Consider the following 21360-nt stretch of genomic DNA (forward strand, 5'->3'; position numbering starts at 1 on the left):
CAGTCTTTTCGAAATGGGAAAGATTTTTTTTATGAATAAAAAGGGGGGGCTGTTCGCGTGAGTTTACGGGAACATTTTGATGAAGTATCCGAGAAGATTGAAGCGATGCTTGCTGATATGAAATATGGTTCAATTACAATTGTTGTGCAAGATGGAAAAGTAATTCAGTTAGAGAAAAGTGAAAAAGTACGTTTAAAGTGAAAAGCGCTGACTAGAAAAACTAGAGGCGGTTTTAACCTATTTTCATTAGGTTAAAACCGTCTTTTTGCTTTTACAGGGGGAAAAAACATGTTGACGTATGAAACGTGGGAAGAAAATGTTGTTTCGTTTTCGGAAGAAGATGAAACAAAAGGCGCGTTATCAGTATTAAATTGGGCTTATAAAGAATATAAAGATGAGGTTGTCTACGCATGTAGCTTTGGGGTGGAAGGTATGGTATTGCTGCACATTATAAACCAAGTAAATCCATCTGCTAAAGTTGTATTTTTGGATACAAATGTTCATTTTCAAGAAACGTATGAATTAATTCAAAAAGTGCGGGAACGATTTCCTTCATTGAATATTATAGAAAAACAGCCAGAACTTACACTTGATGAACAGGCGAAGTTGCATGGTGAAAAACTGTGGGAGAGCAATCCGAATCTTTGTTGTAAGATTAGAAAAATTTTACCTTTAGAAAAATCATTAGTCGTGGAAAAAGCATGGATATCGGGCTTAAGAAGGGAACAATCAGAAACACGTAAGCATACAAAGTTTATAAATCAAGATCATCGTTTTCAATCTATTAAAGTTTGTCCACTCATTCATTGGACGTGGAAAGAAGTTTGGCGATATGTATACAAACATAGCTTGCCGTATAACCCGTTGCATGATGTTGGCTATCCAAGTATTGGGTGTGAGAAATGTACGTTACCTGTAGGGGATGGTGGCGATTCAAGAGATGGTAGATGGGCTGGAAAAGTGAAAACTGAATGTGGTCTTCATTACCAATAAGATGAATCTTGAAATAAAGCTAAGAGAGGATATAGAAAAATGAGCATAGTAAACGAATTAGTAAACCGTATAGATGAGACATATGACGTATCACAAATTGAAAAAGAAATTAAATTAGACAATATTGCGTTAAGTGATTTAGAACTATTGGCGATAGGTGGATATAGCCCCCTTACTGGTTTTTTAGGGAAGGAAGATTATGATTCAGTTGTAGAAACGCTTCGTTTAGCAAATGGTAGTGTGTGGAGTATACCGATTACATTACCGGTAACAGAAAAAGTCGCAGAAAGCCTGAAGACTGGAGAGGAAGTAAAGCTTGTCAACAACGGAAATATATACGGTGTCATTCAAATAGAAGATATTTTTGTACCAGATAAAGAAAAAGAAGCGTTACTTGTATATAAAACAACGGATGAGGCTCATCCAGGAGTGAAAAAATTATATGAACGACCAAACGTTTACGTTGGAGGAACTATTATTCTAACAAAACGCTTTGAAAATAATCAATTTCCTTCTTATCATTTAGACCCAATTGAAACGAGGGAAGCATTTAAAAAACGTGGGTGGAAAACAGTGGTTGGATTTCAAACGAGAAACCCGGTACATCGTGCCCATGAGTATATTCAAAAATCTGCTCTTGAAATTGTAGATGGTCTCTTTTTAAATCCGCTCGTCGGAGAAACGAAATCGGATGATATTCCTGCTGATGTAAGAATGGAAAGCTATGAAGTACTTCTTCAAAACTATTATCCGAAAAATCGTGTCTTTTTAAGTGTATTTCCTGCTGCCATGCGTTACGCAGGACCAAGGGAAGCGATATTTCATGCGTTAGTAAGAAAGAATTTTGGATGTACCCACTTTATAGTAGGGCGTGATCATGCTGGAGTAGGAGATTATTACGGAACGTATGAAGCGCAAGAAATCTTCACAAATTTTACGATAGAAGAGTTAGGAATTACACCACTATTCTTTGAACATAGTTTTTACTGCACGAAATGTGAAGCGATGGCTTCAACGAAAACATGTCCGCACGGAAAAGAAGATCATGTTATTTTATCGGGTACGAAAGTAAGAGAATTATTAAGAAACGGTGAGATTCCGCCAAGTACATTTAGTCGTAAAGAAGTAGTGGAAGTGCTAATTAAAGGTTTGAAAAAAGAAGTAGTAACAGAATAGGGAGAGAACGAGATGGATACGAATATTACTTGGCACACAGCTTCGGTTTCAAAAGATGAGAGAAGAGTGAAGAATGGACATCATAGTTTTGTAATTTGGTTTACTGGTTTATCAGCTTCGGGTAAATCTACAGTAGCGAATGCGGTCGCTCGTAAACTTTTTGAAAAGAATATTGGAAATTATGTGCTGGATGGGGATAACATTCGCCACGGTTTAAATAAAGACTTAGGATTTTCTGAAAGTGATCGCATGGAAAATATAAGACGTATTGGCGAAGTGGCAAAGTTATTTGTAGATCAAGGAGCAGTTGTCCTTACAGCATTTATTTCACCATTTCGAGTAGACCGCAAACAAGTAAGAGATTTATTAGAGGCAGATGAATTTATTGAAATTTTTGTGAAGTGTCCGATTGAACAGTGTGAGAAACGTGATCCGAAAGGACTTTATAAAAAGGCAAGGAAAGGTGATATTAAGGATTTCACAGGTATTGATTCGCCTTATGAAGAGCCAGAGCAAGCGGAATTAATTGTAGAAACGCACAAATATTCTATTGAAGAATGTGCAGAACAAATCGTGAAGTACTTACAAGAGCGTAGTTTTATATAGGGGGATAAACAATGAGTTATGAAAAAGTATGGGCTAACAATGAAAAATTAAATCAGACCGAGAAAAATAAATTAGAAAAAGATGGATTAGAAATTTTCAATGATATTCCTTACTATGCGGAAAATGGTTTCAAATCTATTCCGAAAGAAGAGTGGGATGCCTTTAAATGGGCAGGCTTGTATTTACAAAGACCGAAAGAAGCTGGTTATTTTATGATGCGGGTAAATATTCCGTCGGGGATTATTACAAATGCACAGGCAGAAGTACTTGCTTCTATCGCTGAAGATTATGGACGTGATGTAATAGATATTACGACGAGACAGGCGATTCAGTTTCACTGGTTAGAAATTCAGCAAATTCCAGATATTTTTAAAAGATTAGCAAGAGTTGGGTTATCTTCAGCGGGGGCTTGTGGTGATATAACGCGGAATATTACAGGTAATCCGCTTGCTGGCATTGATGCAAATGAACTATTCGATACAACGCATATTGTAAAAGAAGTATATGATTACTTCCAACATAATGAAGAGTTTTCTAACTTGCCACGCAAATTTAAAATGTCTATTAGTTCTAATATTTATAATTCAGCAAACGCAGAAATTAACTGTGTTGCATTTACGCCTGCAACGAAAGAAATAGATGGTGAGAAAAAAGTTGGTTTTCATATAAAAGTAGGTGGAGGATTATCAGCTCGACCGTATTTAGCTGATGAATTAGATGTATTCGTTTTACCAGAAGAAGTGAAGGCGGTGGCGATTGCAATTGCTACTATATTCCGTGATTTTGGATATCGTGAAAAACGTCATTTAGCTCGGTTGAAATTTCTTGTTGCGGACTGGGGAGCAGAGAAATTTAAAGAGAAACTAATAGAGTATACAGGGCCTTTACAAAGTAAAGGGGAAAGTGCACTCAAAGGATGGAATGCAGGCTATTTTTATGGTGTTCAAGACCAAAAACAAAAGGGATTAAAATATGTAGGTTTTAATGTACCGGTAGGTCGTTTACATGCAGAAGAAATGTTTGAGATTGCAAGAATTGCAAAGCGATATGGAAATGGACAAATTCGTACATGTAACTCGCAAAACTTCATTATTCCGAACGTTCCTCCGGAAAATGTAAAAGGATTACTTAGTGAACCGCTGTTTGAAGCGATATCTGCTAGCCCGAAATCATTTATTGGCTATGCGGTTTCATGTACCGGTATTGAATATTGTAATCTTGCACTAGTAGAAACGAAAGAAAGATTAAGAAAAATTGCAGAATACTTAGATACACAAATTGCACTCGATGTTCCAGTTCGAATTCATATGGTAGGCTGCCCGAATTCATGTGGTCAACGTCAAATTGCTGACATTGGGTTACAAGGGGTGAAAATGAAAACGAAGGAAAAAGGCATTGTTGAAGCGTTTGAAATATACGTAGGTGGAACATTGTTAGATGGCGGTGCCTACAATCAAAAGTTAAAAGGAAAAATAGATGGCGAGGATCTACCTGATGTACTCGCATCATTTATAAGTTATTTCAAAGAGAACAAATTACCAGCCGAAACATTTTATGATTTTGTAGGTCGTGTTGGTATAGAGACATTACAAATAGCGTTAAATAACGTGTTAGAAGAAGTAATAGCGTCTTAGGAGGGGCAATATGGATTTATATCGATTTGAAGCGGTATTAGTGAGTAGCATTGTTCCAATTGTTGTTGTTGCTGAAAGTGAAGAACAGGCATTTAAGATGGCGGAGATGGAGCTTGAAAAACATTTTTTACCGTTACCAGAGGTAAAGGAGATTGCTTTATTTGAAAAAAAGAAGATTCGAAAAAGCGCGGCCTTTGTTATTCATGAGTAAGGAACATTGAAATATGAAGAAATGAAAACTTCCATTCATATATAAGGATGGAAGTTTCACTTTAATAGTAGAAATGAGGAGAGATGATGGGGAAGGTTTATATTGTTGGAGCGGGTCCTGGTGATCCAGATTTAATTACTGTTAAAGGATTGAAATGTATTGAGAAGGCAGATGTTATTTTATACGACCGTCTTGTGAATAAAGAGCTGCTTTCACACGCAAAGCCTGAAGCGGATTTGATTTATTGCGGGAAACTCCCGAATTATCACACGATGAAGCAAGAAACAATTAATATATTTCTTATTAAGTATGCGAAAAAAGGAAAAGTTGTAACAAGGCTTAAGGGCGGCGATCCATTTGTGTTTGGTAGAGGGGGAGAAGAAGCCGAAGCATTAGCAAAGCAAGGTGTACCATTTGAAATCGTCCCAGGTATTTCGTCTGGAATAGCCGCACCTGCTTATGCTGGTATTCCAGTGACGCACCGTGATGCAAGTGCAAGTTTTGCTATTGTGACTGGGCATAGGAAAGAAGGTGCTGAAGAAGAAGTGAAATGGGAAAGTTTAGCGAAAGGTGTAGAGACTTTAGCGGTATATATGGGGGTTAGTAATTTGCTCTACATATGTGAGCAACTTATGAAGCATGGAAAAGATAAAAGTACGCCAGCTGCTATTATTGAGCAGGGGACGACGTCTATGCAGCGCACAGTTGTTGGAATGTTAGGGACAATTGTAGATGTTGCGAAAAAAGAGCAAATTCAAAATCCGAGCATGATTGTAATTGGAGAAGTTGTCCGTTTTAGAGAAAAAATTCATTGGTTTGAGAAGCAGACAGAAAATGCTTATCAAGTAAGTGGAGTGTTGTAAAATGAAAGCCGTTTTATATATATGTCATGGAAGTCGTTTGAAGACAGCGAAAGAAGAGGCGATTCAATTTATTACATCGTGTATGAGCCGTATAGAAGCGACTATTCAAGAAGTTTGTTTTTTAGAGTTAGCGAATCCTTCTATTGAAGATGGTTTTCGTACATGTGTGAAGCGTGGGGCCACAGAGATTATTGCTATCCCTGTTTTTTTATTAGCGGCAGGTCATGTGAAGAAAGATATTCCGTTTGAATTGGTAAAGCTCAAGAATCAATATCCAAATGTTAAAGTGACGTATGGTAATCCGTTTGGTGTATCAGAAACACTTGTTAAATCGGTGTATAGCGGAAGTGGCATCGAACAGGAAGATAAAAATGAAGTGACGTTACTTCTCGTTGCAAGAGGGAGTAGTGATCCTGAAGTATTAAGAGATATAAACTGGATTGCTTCTTTATTTCAAACAAAAGAGAAGGTTAAAAAAGTAGAAGTTTGTTATTTAGCGGCTGCAGAGCCAAAATTTGAGGAGAAGTTAAAGGAAGTTGTAGAACGAAAAGAAAAGAACATCGTTGTACTGCCTTACTTGTTATTTACAGGTTTACTTATGAAACATATTGAGAAAGAAGTGCGCCAATATGAATTGGAAGAGATAAAAATCAGTCCATATTTAGGGAAGAATGAAGCGTTTCAAGATATGTTAATTCAGAAAACGACGGAGTTATTGAAAGGAGATCAGTATGTATCCACTTACAGTGCGAGTTAATGAGAAACGCGTTGTTGTTATTGGCGGGGGAAAAGTTGCAGGATTTAAAATTATTCCTTTACTCAAACAGGGTGCGGATATAGTTGTGATAAGTCCAGAATTAGATGCGAATTTAGTAAAACTTGTGGAAGAAAAGAAAATTCGTTGGTATCAAAGAGAATATGAAAAAAGTGATATTAAAAGTGCTTTTTTAGTTGTTGCAGCAAGTAGTGATTCAATATTAAATGAACAAGTTGCTGAAGATGCCGCTGAGAATCAATTAGTAAATGTTATTACAAATCCGGAAAGTGGTAATGTTCATTTTCCGGCAGCGATTCATCGTGGTTTACTTAATATAGCAGTTTCTACTGGGGGAGCGAGCCCGAAGCTCGCAAAAAAAATTCGAGATGATATTGCAAATAAATATGATGAGACATATGAATCATATTTAGATTTTTTATATGAAGTAAGGTTGAAGTTAAAAGATTTACAGTTAGAAAAGAGGGAACGAAATATATTGCTCCAAGAAGTGTTGAAATCAGTATATGTGCAAAACGAGGGGAAAAGAGAAAGTTTTTTACGAGAATTAGAGGAAAAGATTTTAAAATAATAAAAGATAAAGTGCGCTTTACAAATATAAAAATATAATTTATAATCACAAGTAACTTCAATAGATGAAATCGATGAGCAAGAAGAGTACGTATATTTGATGCGTTCAGAGAGCTGGGGTTAGGTGGGAGCCCGGTACGATAAAATATACAGAATGGGCTTGCGAGAGGTATGTTGAACATTGTAGTAGGCAACCCGGGTTCTGCCGTTAAAAGGATAGAGTATCGGAATTATTCCTGTACTTGAACAAGTGGGATTTATCAATCCAATTGAGGTGGTACCACGGTATTTACATTACATATATCGTCCTCTACATGCATATTTGCGTGTAGGGGACTTTTTTATTTTCTAAAGGAGGTGTGCGAGTATGAAATGAAAGTGTATAATTAACAAAAGTTTAAATATTCAGAAAAGGAGAATTTATGATGAAAGAAACACAGCAATGGACGTCGAAAATCGGCTTTGTACTCGCAGCAGCCGGAGCCGCAGTAGGTCTTGGTGCGATATGGAAATTTCCATATGTTGCAGGTAATGGCGGGGGAGGCGCATTCTTCCTTGTATTTTTACTATTAACTTTATTTATAGGTATGCCTCTTCTAATAGCGGAGTTTGTTATTGGACGTAGCACGCAAAAAGAGGCGGTTACAGCTTATAAAGTACTAGTGCCAAATAGCAAATTATATCCTTGGATTGGTCGTATGGGAGTTGTTACTTGTTTTAGTGTACTATCTTTTTATAGTGTTGTAGGTGGATGGATTTTACTTTATTTATATTATAGTGTGACAGGAAGTTTCTGGAATGGAGTAGCTGATTATGGACAATTGTTCGGTGAAACGATTTCCAATCCATTAAGTGCGATTGGAGCGCAATTTATCTTTATGCTTTGTACGATTTTTGTTGTAAGTAAAGGTGTAGAGAAAGGTATAGAAAAGGCAAGTAAGTACATGATGCCGCTATTATTTATTTTATTTATTGCGATTATTGTTCGTGCGTTAACACTCGATGGTGCTTTTGCTGGAGTAGAGTTCTTCTTAAAGCCAGATTTTTCAAAGCTTACAGCAGATACGATTTTATATGCGATGGGACAATCTTTCTTCTCGCTAACAGTAGGTGCCTCAGTAATGGTAACGTATAGTTCGTATTTAAAGAAAGAGGAACATTTAGCGAAATCAGCAACATCTATTGTAAGTTTAACTGTTTTTGTTACAGTACTTGCAGGATTAGCGATTTTCCCGGCGATTTTCGCATTAGGAGTTAAACCGACTGAAGGACCAGGATTACTGTTTATCGTCCTTCCAGCAGTATTTGCAAAAATACCATTTGGTCAATTTTTCTTTATTATGTTTTTAATTTTATTCTTCTTTGCGACTTTAACATCAGCAATTTCAATGCTTGAAATAGTAGTAGCATCTGTTGCGAAAGGTAATGAGAAGAAGCGTCCATCAGCATCATTATTAATTGGTATTCTTATTTTTGCAGTCGGTATTCCATCAGCGTTATCATTTGGGATTATGAGTGACGTGAAAATATTTGGGAAAACATTCTTTGATTTAGTCGACTTTTCAGTAAGTAACGTATTGCTACCGTTAGGGGTACTAGCTATTTCATTATTTGTACCAAATAAAATGAGTAAAGAATTGTTGATGAAAGAATTAGAAGTGACGGAAACGAAAGGGGAAACGTTATTTAACATTTGGTTCTTCTTACTTCGTTATGTTATTCCGATAACTGTAATAATTGTATTTTTAAATGCGATAGGTGTATTTAAAATGTTTGCATAAAAAAAGGCGGGGAGCTCCCGTCTTTTTTATGTTGTTGAATGTAATAGAGGATTATATGCTTTATAGGCTGTGGTGACTGCGAGGAATGAACCGATTAAAAATAAAACTGAGCCGCCAAATGTAAATATCCGGCTGATATATGTCGCTCTAGCTTCTTCTATTTTTTGTTGTAATTGCGTATTCATATGGATCACCTCGTAAACTAGAGGCATTTAGTTATGGTCTATGTAGAATGCCTATATTGTGTGAAGTATAAATAAAAAAACCTCGGTAGGCACCGAGGTTTTTTATAATTCGATATAAGGAGATGGGTCAACTGCGTTTGTCTTGCCGACATTCCATTCTCCAAGATGGAGTTCGAAGTGTAAATGTTGTCCGTATGATTGGCCCGTATTCCCCATAAATCCAAGCTGATCGCCTTGTTTTACAGTTTGTCCATTCGATACAGAACGGCTATTCATATGAGCATATACTGTCGTATATGTTTTTCCGTTTATACGGTGAGATAAATACACTACGTTTCCGTAACTAGATGATAATTCTGAGCGAATAACAACGCCATCTGCAGCAGCGATAATTGGAACCGTTCCCGAAGCAGCGATGTCAATTCCTTTATGGTTATCTAAAGAACGTACACCAAATCCGGAAGTTTTTGATCCGGCTGCTGGTTTGATAAAGCCACCGATATTTGTATCATGTGGTGTTGGGGCTGCTTGAGCTTTTTGAGCAGATTTAGTAGCTTGTTGCTTGCGAGCCTCTTCTGCCTGGCGAGCTTCTTCCGCTTTACGAGCTTCTTCGGCACGTTTTTCTTCTTCAATTGCTCTTTGAACAGCTTGACGTTGATTTTCTAAAATGCCTTTGGATTCTTCTAATCCTTCAATCTCTGAATCTACTTTTGCTACTTTCGTATGTAGATCGTTAATAAGGGTTTGTTGCTGTTGTTGGTTATTTTGTAATTCTTGCTGTTTTTGTTCTAGTTTTTGTTCAGATTCTTTCAGTTGTTGTTCTTTTTTCTCAACAGCTTCTTTTTCTGTTGTTACAGCATTTTGATCAGATGTTTGTTTTTTTACAATATCTGTATCGTTGTTTAATATTAAACTTACGGAGTACATATTATCAACAAGATCAGCAATGTTTGTAGAGTTTGTTAATACTTCTGTAATGATATTTGTACGCGGTTTTTCTTGCATAGATTGTAATCGTTGTTTAATAACTTCCTGACGTGTATCTATGTTTGTTTGTAATTGTTCTATATGTTTCTTTTTATCAGTAATTACTTGTTGCGTTTTGCTAATTTCCTTTTTTGTATCGTTTAATTCAGCCTCATTTTTATTAATAGAAGTAGTTAATTCATCGATTTTCTTCTGTAATTCTTGAATTTCTTTTTCTATTTGTTCTTTCTCGACTGATTTATTTTGTAAGTCACTTTGTTTGCCTTCTAATTCAGATTGAATATTAGATAATTTATCTTGATTCGTTTCAGCGTATACGGGTGAAAGTAACGGGGAAGCAAAAATCGTTCCTGCTGCTAAAACACTAAACGCTGCAAATTTCTTTTTCATTGTTGTCTGACTCCTTTCCCTATGAATGTTATATATCATAAGAAGAAGGGTGTCTATCGTTGTAATCATAATGTAAAGAAAAATTTATAAAATTGCTAAGTTTTGTCGGAATTTATCATTTTTCAACTGTAATTGTCATAGTGCTTACATTTTATTCATATGTGTAACAAAGGTATATTTTGGGGTTTATCTGTAAAATAAAGGAGGAAAGTAATCGTTTTTATGAGATGAGATATTGCTTGGAAAGCTAATAAAACACTAGTGAGGAATCGTTCTCATGTTAGGTTTTCTGACATGGGTCTGCTTTTTGTCAAGAAAATTATTTGTGTTCGGGCAAAGTTATTTTGTTGTCAGATTTAAATTTTTGATTTATGATTTTTAACAGGGACAAAATGTAGTGAATTGTCGAATAATATGTAATACTCTTAATTTCAAGTTTTATAGAGATAGAATGAGAGATAGAGTGACACATCGAAGAGGGGGTTACAACAAATATGAAAAGAATAGGACTTGCATGGCAAATATTAATAGGACTTGCACTTGGTATTGCGGTTGGGGCGATTTTCTTTGATAATCCAGCTGTTGTGAAGTACTTACAACCAATTGGTGATATTTTCATCCGATTAATTAAAATGATCGTTGTACCGATTGTTGTAGCAAGCATTGTTGTTGGGGTTGCTGGTGTTGGCGATGTTAAACAACTAGGTCGACTAGGCGGAAAAACAATTATTTACTTTGAAATTATTACAACAATTGCAATTATTGTTGGTCTATTAATAGCGAATATTTTCCAACCAGGAAAAGGCGTAAATATGGAGCAGTTAACAAAGACAGATATTTCGAAATATACACATACGACAGAGCAAGTACAAAGTCATTCATTTGCAGATACATTTGTAAATATTGTTCCAACGAACATTATGAAGTCATTAGCTGACGGAGATATGCTTGCTATTATCTTCTTCTCTGTACTATTTGGTTTAGGTGTAGCGGCAATTGGTGAAAGAGGAAGACCAGTTCTTCAATTTTTCCAAGGTGTAGCTGACGCAATGTTTTACGTAACAAACCAAGTTATGAAATTTGCACCATTTGGTGTGTTTGCACTAATTGGTGTTACAGTTTCTACATTTGGTCTTGCTTCATTAATTCCATTAGGGAAATTACTAATTGTCGTATATGGAGCAATGATTTTCTTCGTAGTAGTTGTCTTAGGACTTACAGCGAAAATATTTGGAATTAATATTTTCCAATTCTTTAAGATTTTAAAAGACGAGCTGATTTTAGCGTATTCTACAGCAAGCTCAGAAACAGTTTTACCAAAAATCATGGAGAAAATGGAGAAATTCGGTTGTCCGAAAGCAATTACATCTTTCGTTATTCCGACAGGTTATTCATTTAACTTAGATGGATCAACTTTATATCAAGCAATTGCGGCTATTTTCTTAGCGCAAATGTACGGTATTGATTTATCTATTACACAACAAATTACATTATTGCTTGTATTAATGGTTACATCAAAAGGTATCGCAGGTGTACCGGGCGTATCATTCGTTGTATTATTAGCGACACTTGGTACAGTAGGTATTCCACCTGAAGGCTTAGCGTTCATTGCTGGTATTGACCGTATTTTAGATATGGCTCGTACAGCAGTTAACGTTGTAGGAAACTCTTTAGCAGCTGTAGTTATGTCTAAGTGGGAAGGTCAATATGACGCTGAAAAAGGACAAGCTTATTTAAAAGAGATTTCTGAAAAGGGTCAAGCGGCTTAATTATAATATGAACAAGCTCTCACATAATATGTGGGAGCTTTTCTGTATATAGAAGAGGAGCAGACATAATGAAACGTAAATATGGTGACGGTTCTTCGTGGAAGAGGCTAATAGAGAAGGGTTATACGGTTAAGCAAGTGGAAGAGGGGATGCTCGGAATACTGGATATAAAAAAGGTGAGGAAGCCTAGTTGTAAAGAATATGATGGTGAAGAACTTTGTATTGCAGCGGATCAGTATATGTGGATTCAATATTTCATAGACGGGAAAAACTTTGCGATTACCGCTATGTTAGATGATCAGAAAAAATTAGTGCAATATTATATCGATGTGGCGAAAGAATATAAAATAGACGATCGTGGTTTACCTTATTTTGATGATTTATATTTAGATGTAGTATTATTATCTAGCGGTAAGGTGTATGTATTAGATGAAGAGGAGCTAGAGGATGCTTATAAAAGTGGCGATGTCACGAAGGAAGAGTATGAGTTAGCTTGGTACACTACGAAATGGATATTAGCAACAATAAAAAATAGTGAATTTTATTGGATTTCAATATTGGAAGAAGAAATCGAAAAGTTAAAATGATTGTTGTATTCAAATTTTTGTATAATTACCAAAAAAATCTATACAAAAAATAATTGACTTTTGTTTTGTAAGCGAGTAAAGTTAGGGAAGAAATTATTATTAAAAAATAAATATGAAACCTTCTTATAAAGAGAGGCGGAGGGACTGGCCCTACGATGCCTCGGCAGCGGACTCGATTTCAGAGTGCTGTGCCAAATCCAGCAAGCGTGTGCTTGAAAGATGAGAAGAGTGTTTCTTATAGATGTATAAGACCTCTTCTCATCGGAAGAGGTCTTTTGTTATTCATTAGAAAAAGGTTGAAACTAGGGAGAGATGGTACTTTGAAAGAAACGAGAGGAAATGGTTTAGCTTTATTACCACTTGGGATATTTTTGGCGCTATTTATTGGTTCTGGAATTATTACAGGTGATTTCTATAAATTGCCGATACTTGTAGCGATTTCAATTGCTGTAGGAGTCGCTTTAGTGATGAATCGTAAAGAAAGTTTTAATGTGAAAGTAGAGCGGTTCGCTAAAGGTGCAGGAAATCCGGATATTATGATTATGGTATTAATTTTTGTGCTTGCAGGTGCGTTTTCTGAAACTGCTAAAGGAATGGGCGGAGTAGACTCAACTGTTAATTTAGCGTTAACTATTTTACCGCCAGGATTTATCGTGGCTGGAATCTTTGTTATTGGTGCATTTATTTCATTAGCGATGGGAACTTCAATGGGAACAATTGCAGCATTAGCGCCGATTGCTGTAGGTATTAGTGGTCAAACTGATATTTCAATTGCGCTTGCAATGGCTACTGTTGTTGGCGGAGCGATGTTTGGTGATAATTTATCATTTATTTCAGATACAACAATCGCAGCTGTTCGTTCACAAGGAACAGAAATGAAAGATAAGTTTAAAACGAACTTTTTAATTGTGTTACCAGCGGCTATTATTACAATTGTACTATTAGTAATAGTTACTTCAGGAAGTGACACGCAGATTAAAGCACATAGCTTTGATTGGATAAAGATTTTACCGTACGCAGGAGTACTTATTACAGCGCTACTTGGCTGGAATGTACTTATTGTATTAACTGGTGGAACTGTACTATCTGGTGTTATCGGCCTTATAGATGGAAGTTACACGTTAGAAAGTTTCTTTAAAAGTGTAACGACTGGAATGGGCGGTATGATGGAGTTAGTATTACTTGCTATATTAATTGGCGGTATGGTTGAATTAATCCAATATAATGGTGGTATTCAATATTTAATGAATGTATTAACACGTAATATTCGTTCGAAAAAAGGAGCGGAATTTGGTATTGCTGGTTTAGTGAGTATGACAAATATGTGTACAGCGAATAATACGATTTCAATTATCTTTACAGGCCCGCTTGCAAAAAATATTGCAGATCAATATGAAATAGACCCTCGTAAATCAGCGAGTGTATTAGATCTTTTCTCATGTTGTGTGCAAGGATTAATTCCGTACGGTGCCCAAATGTTAACGGCAGCAGGATTTGCAGCGTTATCTCCGGTTGAATTGTTACCATATTCATTTTATCCAATCTTAGTTGGAGTATGTGGGATTGTTTCTATTTTAATTGGGTTTCCAAGGTTTTCGAAAGTAGCTGAGAAAAAAAAGTATCATAAAACAGCTTAATTTAATATGAATGTTAGTAATTAAAAAAACGTGCAGAGAATAGACTCTGCACGTTTTTTTGCGTAAAGGGCTGAATATGACTCGGTCTTAAGTCTGAGTTAAAAACGGTTCTTAAGCTCGTTATGGAAAGATGAAAAAATAGTTAAGATAAGAGTATCAAATCGAAGGGAGGCAAGCACAAGATGAAACAATTTCTAGCGTTTATCGCAGCCGGTATTTTGGCTTTAATTGCTCTTGGTAGTCTTGCTGGTATTGTAGGGTTCGCAATCGGAGCAGGAGTTGTATATTGGAGCTATAAATCATTTGTGCGAGCTAAATCATTTTTTGGAAAGTTAGCTTGGGGTATTGTTGGTTTAATCGGTTTATCCATTGCACTTTCTCATTCGCCAGCATTAATCGGTATCGCTGCTTTAGTGGTTTTATATTACGGATACCGTGAGTGGAAAAAAGAAAAAGATGTAGTTGTTGAATCTGCTCCAGAAAGTTCTAAACCATATAGCAACTTTGAAGATGAGTGGAACAAATTAATGAAAAATTAAAACAATAAATCAAATTATAAATAAAGTAGAAGAGAGGAAGATTTATAATGAAACAATCTTTATTCGGACGTGTACGCGATGCAATTTTAGCTGATTTTCATAACGTGTTAGATGAGAAGGAAAGAAAAAATCCAATTGCGATGTTAAACCAATATTTACGTGATAGTGAGCGCGAAATAACAAAAATTGAGAAGTTAATTGAGCGTCATAAAACATTAAAATCTAACTTTGCTCGTGAGCTTGAGCAAGCGCGTTATTTCGTTAATAAAAGATCAAAGCAAGCTATCATTGCTCAAGAAGCAGGCGAATTACAATTGCATGAACGTGCTTTAGAAGAGGTAGCTTATTATGAAGGGCAAGTAACTCGATTAGAAGAAATGTATGCAGGTGTTGTAGAGCAAATTGATGAGTTAGAGCGTCGTCTTTCTGAAATGAAAAATAAGTTAAAAGAAATGCACGCAAAGCGTATGGAACTAATGGCACGTGAAAATATGGCACATGCAAATCGTCGTATGAATACTGCGATGCATAAAATGGATGAAAATAATCCGTTCTTACGATTTGAAGAAATTGAAGATCACATTCGTGACTTAGAAACTCGTATGAATGAAGAGCATGAGCGTGACACATTTGATATGAAAATTGCAAAACTTGAGCGTGAAATGAAAGAAAAGAATGATATATCGTTAACGAAAGAGTTAACAAAATAATAGTAGTATATTATAAAACAGGCTTATGATATAGTGATAGGAGAAAAGGTGTTGGAAAGCAATGCCTTTTCTTCTATGTATATGTGACAAGAAGGGGGGAGCTGAAATGAAGAAACATTTTTCAAAGACACAATTAATGGGAATGCTCCTCATCATATTTGGATTCGGTCTTTTTCTTGATATGATACTTGGACATTTTGAACCAGGTGGTCTCATTTTTGCATTTATTATGCTTATGTTTGGAAGGCATTATCGTAAAAAGAATCGTTATGTACGGGGAAATGTATTTTTATTTGTTGGTGGTATCGTATTTTTATTTTTCTTATTTTCATCAGCAGCATTTGTTCTTGTCGTATTTGCTTGTTTAGCTTTAATTGGTTATCAATTGATTCAACAAGGACATCAGCAAAAAGCAATGAAGGTTGAAATTAAAGAAAAAGGGATTATAGACGAAGAGAAGCAAATATATCGTACAGAACCATATTTGAAAAATATGTTTGTAGGCAATGTAAGAATGATGGATCATATTTATGAACTTGAGGATATTAATGTTCAATATGGTGCTTGTGATGTGGAAATAGATTTAACAACTGCTATGATTCCAGAAGGGGAAACGGTAATTGTTATTCGGGGTGTCGTTGGTAATATTCGTTTATATGTGCCGTATGATATTGAATTGTCTCTAAATCATTCTGTTATTGTCGGACGTGTGCTCTTGCCAGGTCATGAGGAGACAGGGTTTAACCGCAATGTTACATTTAGAACAGAGCAGTATAAAGAGGCTCCTCGTCGTATAAAAATTATTTCTTCGCTTGTCGTAGGCGATACGGAAGTGAGGAAAGTATAATGAAGAAACAAAAAAATATTTCGTGGATGTATATTCGTTATTCTATGTTGTCCTCAGTTAGTATCGCACTCATTTGTACAATTGTATATGTATGGAAAAGCGAGCAACAAGTATATGATTTATTATGGAAGGAATCCATCGCTTCTGTTCCAATTGGCTTGTTTATTATGACTACAAGTTTACTTATCGGAGGAATTGTAGGATATGCAATCGGTTACTATATAGAGCAGCGTATACAAGGATTAAATACGTTTCTATTTGAAGTAGAGCGAGGGAATTTTCCGAGTGATGTTTCGTTTACTGCAGATGATGAATTTCATGAAGTGGAACGAAAAGTAATCGTTCTGGCTCGCCGATTAGAGGAGCAAGCTGGACTCTTTCAAAAAGTAACGAATGAACGAGCTCATTGGAATGAAGAGATGAGACAAGAAGCAATTTCTCAAGAAAGGCATCGATTGGCGAGGGAGCTGCATGATTCTGTCAGTCAGCAGCTTTTTGCAATGTCGATGATGATGTCGGCTATTAATGAACAAGTAGCTGAATTTCCAGAAACGACGAAAAAGCAGTTGCAACTCGTTGAAAATATGGTCGTAAATGCACAATCAGAAATGAGAGCATTGCTTCTTCATTTACGCCCAGTACAGTTAGAAGGTAAAAAACTAACAGAGGGTATAGAAGAATTATTAACAGAACTGTCTAGAAAGCAACATATGAAAATTGAATGGTTAATTGAACCGATTCAATTAAAAAAAGGTGTAGAAGATCACTTATTCCGTATTGTGCAAGAGGCGCTGTCTAATACTTTACGGCATGCGAAGGCAAAGAAAACGGAAGTGCGCCTTCGAAAAATTGATCAATATGCGATTTTAAAAATCATTGATGACGGCGTTGGGTTTAAAGTAGGGGTTAATAAGGCTGGTTCATATGGTCTAAGATCGATGCAAGAGCGTGTTCATGAAATTGGTGGTACATTAAAAGTGCTTAGTTTTCCAAATAAAGGTACACAGATAGAAGTGAAAGTACCCATTATGATTGAGAGAGGGGGAGAATCATGATAAAAGTATTACTAGTGGATGATCATGAAATGGTTCGAATGGGTGTATCTGCATATTTATCAACGCAGCCAGATATTGAAGTAGTTGGAGAAGCTGAAAATGGAAGAAAAGGTTCAGAGTTAGCTTTGCAATTAAGACCGGATATTATTTTGATGGACCTTGTCATGGACGAGATGGATGGTGTCGAAGCAACACGTGCTATTATTCAAGAATGGCCAGAAGCAAAAATTGTAGTTGTAACAAGTTTTTTAGATGACGAAAAATTGTATCCTGTTATTGAGGCTGGGGCGACCAGTTACTTGTTAAAAACATCAAGAGCAAGTGATATTGCAGATGCTGTACGAGCTACTTATGATGGAGAAACAGTATTAGAGCCGAAAGTTACCGGGAAAATGATGTCCCGTATGCGTCAAAAGAAAGAGCAACCTTTGCATGAGGAGTTAACAGAAAGAGAGTCAGAAATTTTGTTATTAATTGCAGAGGGGAAAAGTAATCAAGAGATTGCAGATGAGTTGTTTATTGCGCTCAAAACAGTAAAGACACATGTGAGTAATATATTGAATAAGCTAAATGTAAGTGATCGGACACAGGCGGTTATTTATGCGTTTAGACATCAATTGACGAAATGATACAGTGAAACTTTAATCAGTGGGGAGCTATCCTCACTGATTATTAATTTGCACCGAATCTTATTATTGACGTCAATATATGTAAGCGTTATCATTAGGTTGTTAACAGTACATACAAAGGGGAGAATGTATATGTTAGTTCAAACTATATTTGGCATGGATAAGTCTAAAAAATTAGGGGATTATGTGAACGTATTACAAGCGCTTTGTGAACAATATAATGTTGAAACAGATAAAATTGCAATTATTGAGGCGACAGAAGAGTACTATTTATTTTTAATAAAGCAAGAAGATTGCTACGATGTTGTCAAAGTAGAAACAGTGGATACAAATATCGATTATTATACGAGAGCGTATAAAATAAGTAGTTTTAATCATACTGCTTCTCAAATGTAAAAAACTCCCTTTTGGGAGTTTTTTTAGGATGCTTTTACTTCATGAGATTCGGTTAGCAAGGGGACTTTTTTCGCACCACTTAGCTTAGCGATTGTAAGGCCGATAAGAGATCCAGCTAATGCAGGTACTAGCCAGCCTATTCCTTCATTATATAAAGGGATAAATTCAAAATATGATGTGATAAATGAAACGGAAATACCACCTTGTTTTAATCCATCAAATACGCTTACGATTGCTGCTCCAATCAAAGCGCCTACATAAACGGAGCGATATCCACCGAAGTATTTATGAAGTAATGATAGTAGTACGAGTACAATCGCAATTGGATACACAACAAGTAGAATTGGAACAGAGATGGCAATGATTTTTGTTAAACCTAAGTTGGCAACTAGTAACCCTAAAGCACAAATGATACTTGCGAACATTTTGTATGAAAATGTAGTTAATAACGTTGAAAAATATTGGCTGCATGCAGATACGAGTCCAACACATGTCGTTAGGCAAGCGAGTGTAACGATAAGAGATAATAGAAGCAAACCGTACGGACCGAATAATTGTTGTACGATAACAGTAAGTAACTGTCCACCATTTTTTGCATATCCGAGAGAGACGCTAGTTGCCCCGAGCCAGCCGAGTGCACCATATACAAGTACGAGCCCTGTAGCGGCAATAAGCCCTGCTTTTGCTGTGGCGATGGCAATGGACTTACGATTATTCACACCTTTAGAGCGAATTGCATTTACAACGATAATTCCGAATGCAAGTGCTGAAATGGTGTCCATTGTTAAGTAGCCTTCCATAAATCCTTTGAAGATTGGAGAAGTTTGATACTCTTGCATTGCTGGTCCTGATTGCCCAAGTGGTGTGAATACACTTTTAACAAACAATAAGAAAATTGAGAGTAATAAAATAGGTGTTAATATATTTCCAATACGATCAACAAGTTTAGATGGATTCAAACTCAGCCAAAATACGATAGTAAAGAAGATGATTGTATATACAAATAGCACTAGGCTGCTAGAGCGGATTGTTTCTGGTAAGAAAGAACTAACACCCATTTCATAAGCGACATTTGCAACACGTGGGATGCCCATGGATGGACCGATGGCAATATATACAACTACCGTAAAGAAAATTCCGAATAATGGATGAACATGACTTGCAAGTTGCTGCATTCCATTTCCTGATAGAGAAATTGCGATAACAGTAAGTAGTGGTAAGCCAACTCCTGTTAGTAAAAATCCAATCATTGCTGGCCAAAAGTTTTCACCTGCGTTTTGTCCAAGCATGGGAGGGAAAATTAAATTACCTGCCCCAAAAAATAAAGAAAATAGCATAAGACCCGTGAAAAAAATATGTTTTTTTGATACAGTGTTCATTGTTTTTCCTCCTTTTTCATTCATTCATTTGTAAGAACACAAAAAAACTCGTCCCTAAAGAAAGGGACGAGTTATATTTACCCGCGATACCACCCTAATTTACACATGTAGAAATAAATCTATATGTATACGGCTTTGCGACGTACAACATGATACGTGTTCCTTGTAACGGGGGACGGCCGGTAAGAACTTACTGTAACATTCGGTTCTACTTCTCGGAGATGATTTTCGGTTACGCACTGAACGTTGGCTTTCAGCAAATCGCCAACTCTCTGGGGAACAGTTCTATAACGTACTCGTTCTCGTCAATGAATTTTTATTCAAGTATTCTGACAGTATTGTTACATGTTTTTTTTAGAAAGTCAATATGTTTTTTGGAAGATATATTTATATACGAAAATATCGAAAGTGATATTCGTTGTTGTAAAGGGAATGATGAATTGTAAAATGGGAGTAAAAATTTGCGGAGAATTGTAAAATTTATAGAGAAAATTGATATTTATAGGAGTGAAGAAGGGATTGTTTGAATTTATAGAGAATAATACAACAATCCACTTGCTGGAAAGAACAAACCAAAAGAGGTGACTGAAATGCTTGCGATGGGAGTATTATTTGGCATTATTGCTATAATTGGTTTTATGTGGTTATATTATTCGCGTTCGTTTAAACAAGCAGAAGTTTTACTCTTTCAAAAAGGTAGTTTGTTGACAAATCAGTCTAGATATTTAGTATGTCCGAAGTGTGGAAGTGCACAGGCTAGAAGTGGAGGATATCAAGAGTGTTGCAAAATTAGATTATGAAAGAAAGGAAGCCTCACATTATTTTGTGAGGCTTCCTTCCTTACAACTTCATCGCGCTCCAAATTGTCCATCGATCTCTTTCAATAATAGGAGAGACGTTTTGTAATGCGGTCTGTATATGATGTAGAAGTTGAGAAAGTTCATCATCTGTTAACTCATATAGAATGGATCGACCTGTTCGAGGAGATATATCTTGCAATAATGCTTCTACAGAATCATGTATTTTGCGTATTTCCCATTGTGTTTGTGTGGGAAGTACATGAAGAGAATGTTTTTGTAATTCTGTCTGTATAGTGTTGGTTTTTGGACGTCTTTTTGACTCTATTTCAATAAGTTTTGGAAATAGAGAGAAAAAATATCCGCGAATGTGTTCGGGACTTCCTGGAATTGTACAATCTTCAATTGTTCGATCTTGTAAAATAAGTACACCGTTTTTATTTAATATACGAGAAGCTTCACGTAAAAATGTAGGAATGTCTTGTAAATGATGAATAACTGCGCGAGAAATAACTATGTCGAATGTTTCATTAAGGTATGGGAGATTATGTGCATCACTGTGGACGAATGAAATGTTTGGAAAGTTGTTACAATTTTCTTTTGCAGCTTGTAATATTTCTTTTGAAAAATCAAGTCCCACAACATTTTTTGCTCCCATAAGAGCGAGTTCTTTCGTATAAATTCCGCCACCACAGCCGATATCAATTATTTGCTTGTTTTGTATTTCTGTAATGTTTTTTACCATTTCAGCCCAAGAAATATGAGCGTTTCTTGTTGCATATGTGTACTTATTATTTTCATCATGAAAATTAATGGACATGATAAAGACCTCCTTTCAATGATT

General features: G+C 36.0%; 24 protein-coding genes, 1 riboswitch and 2 other annotated features. Of the genes, 20 read left to right on the forward strand and 4 right to left on the reverse strand.

The annotated features are described in order from the left end of the window. Positions 1-57 precede the first annotated feature (57 nt). From F3I02_RS16710 to F3I02_RS16755, 10 genes are all read left to right on the forward strand, one after another. The gene (locus F3I02_RS16710) at positions 58-201 is read left to right on the forward strand and encodes a YezD family protein (protein ID WP_000058410.1); all 144 of its coding nucleotides are present in this window, start codon (positions 58-60) and stop codon (positions 199-201) included. Between the two features lie 87 nt (positions 202-288). Beyond that, positions 289-993 (forward strand): phosphoadenylyl-sulfate reductase, encoded by a 705-nt coding sequence (locus F3I02_RS16715; protein ID WP_000959020.1) that lies wholly within the window; start codon positions 289-291, stop codon positions 991-993. Positions 994-1032: 39 nt separating this feature from the next. Next, a complete protein-coding gene (gene sat, locus F3I02_RS16720) occupies positions 1033-2169 on the forward strand; it encodes a sulfate adenylyltransferase (RefSeq protein WP_000029487.1) in 1137 nt (378 codons plus the stop codon). Between the two features lie 12 nt (positions 2170-2181). Further along, complete coding sequence (cysC, locus tag F3I02_RS16725) at positions 2182-2775, forward strand: adenylyl-sulfate kinase (protein ID WP_000380505.1); 594 nt, start codon at positions 2182-2184, stop codon at positions 2773-2775. A gap of 11 nt (positions 2776-2786) precedes the next feature. Beyond that, a complete protein-coding gene (locus F3I02_RS16730) occupies positions 2787-4409 on the forward strand; it encodes a nitrite/sulfite reductase (RefSeq protein WP_000119627.1) in 1623 nt (540 codons plus the stop codon). A 10-nt stretch (positions 4410-4419) separates the two neighbouring features. Further along, a complete protein-coding gene (locus F3I02_RS16735) occupies positions 4420-4620 on the forward strand; it encodes a DUF3906 family protein (RefSeq protein WP_000366922.1) in 201 nt (66 codons plus the stop codon). A gap of 86 nt (positions 4621-4706) precedes the next feature. Next, a complete protein-coding gene (gene cobA, locus F3I02_RS16740) occupies positions 4707-5483 on the forward strand; it encodes a uroporphyrinogen-III C-methyltransferase (protein ID WP_196478193.1) in 777 nt (258 codons plus the stop codon). A 1-nt stretch (position 5484) separates the two neighbouring features. Beyond that, positions 5485-6240, forward strand: a complete 756-nt coding sequence (locus F3I02_RS16745; RefSeq protein WP_000648889.1) for a sirohydrochlorin chelatase — start codon at positions 5485-5487, stop codon at positions 6238-6240. Next, positions 6215-6829, forward strand: a complete 615-nt coding sequence (locus tag F3I02_RS16750) for an NAD(P)-binding protein (RefSeq protein WP_000283355.1) — start codon at positions 6215-6217, stop codon at positions 6827-6829. Before F3I02_RS16745 ends, F3I02_RS16750 begins: the two co-directional genes overlap by 26 nt. Positions 6830-6893: 64 nt before the next feature. Beyond that, positions 6894-7142 (forward strand) — a binding site (T-box leader). 111 nt (positions 7143-7253) lie between these two features. Next, a complete protein-coding gene (locus F3I02_RS16755; RefSeq protein ID WP_000665432.1) occupies positions 7254-8609 on the forward strand; it encodes a sodium-dependent transporter in 1356 nt (451 codons plus the stop codon). Between the two features lie 26 nt (positions 8610-8635). Here F3I02_RS16755 and F3I02_RS16760 read toward each other — a convergent pair whose 3' ends face one another. Together F3I02_RS16760 and F3I02_RS16765 are read right to left on the reverse strand one after the other, a co-directional pair. Then, complete coding sequence (locus F3I02_RS16760; RefSeq protein ID WP_001096000.1) at positions 8636-8794, reverse strand: hypothetical protein; 159 nt, start codon at positions 8792-8794, stop codon at positions 8636-8638. A 102-nt stretch (positions 8795-8896) separates the two neighbouring features. Next, entirely contained in the window at positions 8897-10171 is a 1275-nt protein-coding gene (locus F3I02_RS16765; RefSeq protein WP_196478194.1) for a murein hydrolase activator EnvC family protein, read from the reverse strand. 494 nt (positions 10172-10665) lie between these two features. On the opposite strand from F3I02_RS16765, the gene gltP reads away from it, so the two are divergent. From gltP to F3I02_RS16810, 9 genes are all read left to right on the forward strand, one after another. Then, complete coding sequence (gene gltP / locus F3I02_RS16770; protein ID WP_196478195.1) at positions 10666-11940, forward strand: glutamate/aspartate:proton symporter GltP; 1275 nt, start codon at positions 10666-10668, stop codon at positions 11938-11940. A 68-nt stretch (positions 11941-12008) separates the two neighbouring features. After that, the gene (locus F3I02_RS16775; protein WP_074594198.1) at positions 12009-12527 is read left to right on the forward strand and encodes a ribonuclease FAU-1 family protein; all 519 of its coding nucleotides are present in this window, start codon (positions 12009-12011) and stop codon (positions 12525-12527) included. A 120-nt stretch (positions 12528-12647) separates the two neighbouring features. Further along, positions 12648-12753: riboswitch (SAM riboswitch) on the forward strand. Positions 12754-12847: 94 nt separating this feature from the next. Beyond that, the gene (locus F3I02_RS16780; protein ID WP_196478196.1) at positions 12848-14164 is read left to right on the forward strand and encodes a Na+/H+ antiporter NhaC family protein; all 1317 of its coding nucleotides are present in this window, start codon (positions 12848-12850) and stop codon (positions 14162-14164) included. A 182-nt stretch (positions 14165-14346) separates the two neighbouring features. Continuing rightward, on the forward strand, positions 14347-14703 hold the full coding sequence (locus tag F3I02_RS16785; RefSeq protein WP_000808640.1) for a lmo0954 family membrane protein: 357 nt from the start codon (positions 14347-14349) through the stop codon (positions 14701-14703). 47 nt (positions 14704-14750) lie between these two features. Continuing rightward, on the forward strand, positions 14751-15413 hold the full coding sequence (locus tag F3I02_RS16790; protein WP_000814126.1) for a PspA/IM30 family protein: 663 nt from the start codon (positions 14751-14753) through the stop codon (positions 15411-15413). A gap of 106 nt (positions 15414-15519) precedes the next feature. Next, complete coding sequence (gene liaF / locus F3I02_RS16795) at positions 15520-16260, forward strand: cell wall-active antibiotics response protein LiaF (protein WP_000716094.1); 741 nt, start codon at positions 15520-15522, stop codon at positions 16258-16260. Beyond that, entirely contained in the window at positions 16260-17315 is a 1056-nt protein-coding gene (locus F3I02_RS16800) for a sensor histidine kinase (RefSeq protein ID WP_000744331.1), read from the forward strand. Before liaF ends, F3I02_RS16800 begins: the two co-directional genes overlap by 1 nt. After that, complete coding sequence (locus tag F3I02_RS16805; protein ID WP_000598709.1) at positions 17312-17944, forward strand: response regulator; 633 nt, start codon at positions 17312-17314, stop codon at positions 17942-17944. The genes F3I02_RS16800 and F3I02_RS16805 overlap by 4 nt, the downstream gene beginning before the upstream one ends. Positions 17945-18001: 57 nt before the next feature. Continuing rightward, positions 18002-18340 (forward strand): DUF3922 domain-containing protein, encoded by a 339-nt coding sequence (locus tag F3I02_RS16810; RefSeq protein ID WP_116777483.1) that lies wholly within the window; start codon positions 18002-18004, stop codon positions 18338-18340. 23 nt (positions 18341-18363) lie between these two features. Here F3I02_RS16810 and brnQ3 read toward each other — a convergent pair whose 3' ends face one another. After that, positions 18364-19719: a branched-chain amino acid transport system II carrier protein BrnQ3 gene (brnQ3, locus tag F3I02_RS16815; protein WP_001099173.1), complete on the reverse strand. Its 1356-nt coding sequence runs from the start codon at positions 19717-19719 to the stop codon at positions 18364-18366. 59 nt (positions 19720-19778) lie between these two features. Next, positions 19779-20037 (reverse strand) — a binding site (T-box leader). A gap of 272 nt (positions 20038-20309) precedes the next feature. Between brnQ3 and F3I02_RS16820 the strand changes: the two genes are divergently transcribed. Beyond that, positions 20310-20519: a hypothetical protein gene (locus tag F3I02_RS16820; RefSeq protein ID WP_000880630.1), complete on the forward strand. Its 210-nt coding sequence runs from the start codon at positions 20310-20312 to the stop codon at positions 20517-20519. A gap of 40 nt (positions 20520-20559) precedes the next feature. Here the strand turns inward: F3I02_RS16820 and F3I02_RS16825 are convergent, their stop codons facing one another. Then, positions 20560-21336, reverse strand: coding sequence for a class I SAM-dependent methyltransferase (locus F3I02_RS16825; RefSeq protein WP_196478197.1), 777 nt, complete (start codon positions 21334-21336; stop codon positions 20560-20562). Positions 21337-21360: the final 24 nt, after the last annotated feature.

It is taken from the genome of Bacillus sp. SRB3LM (genome assembly GCF_015712745.1).
GTDB classification, from domain to species: domain Bacteria; phylum Bacillota; class Bacilli; order Bacillales; family Bacillaceae_G; genus Bacillus_A; species Bacillus_A thuringiensis_K.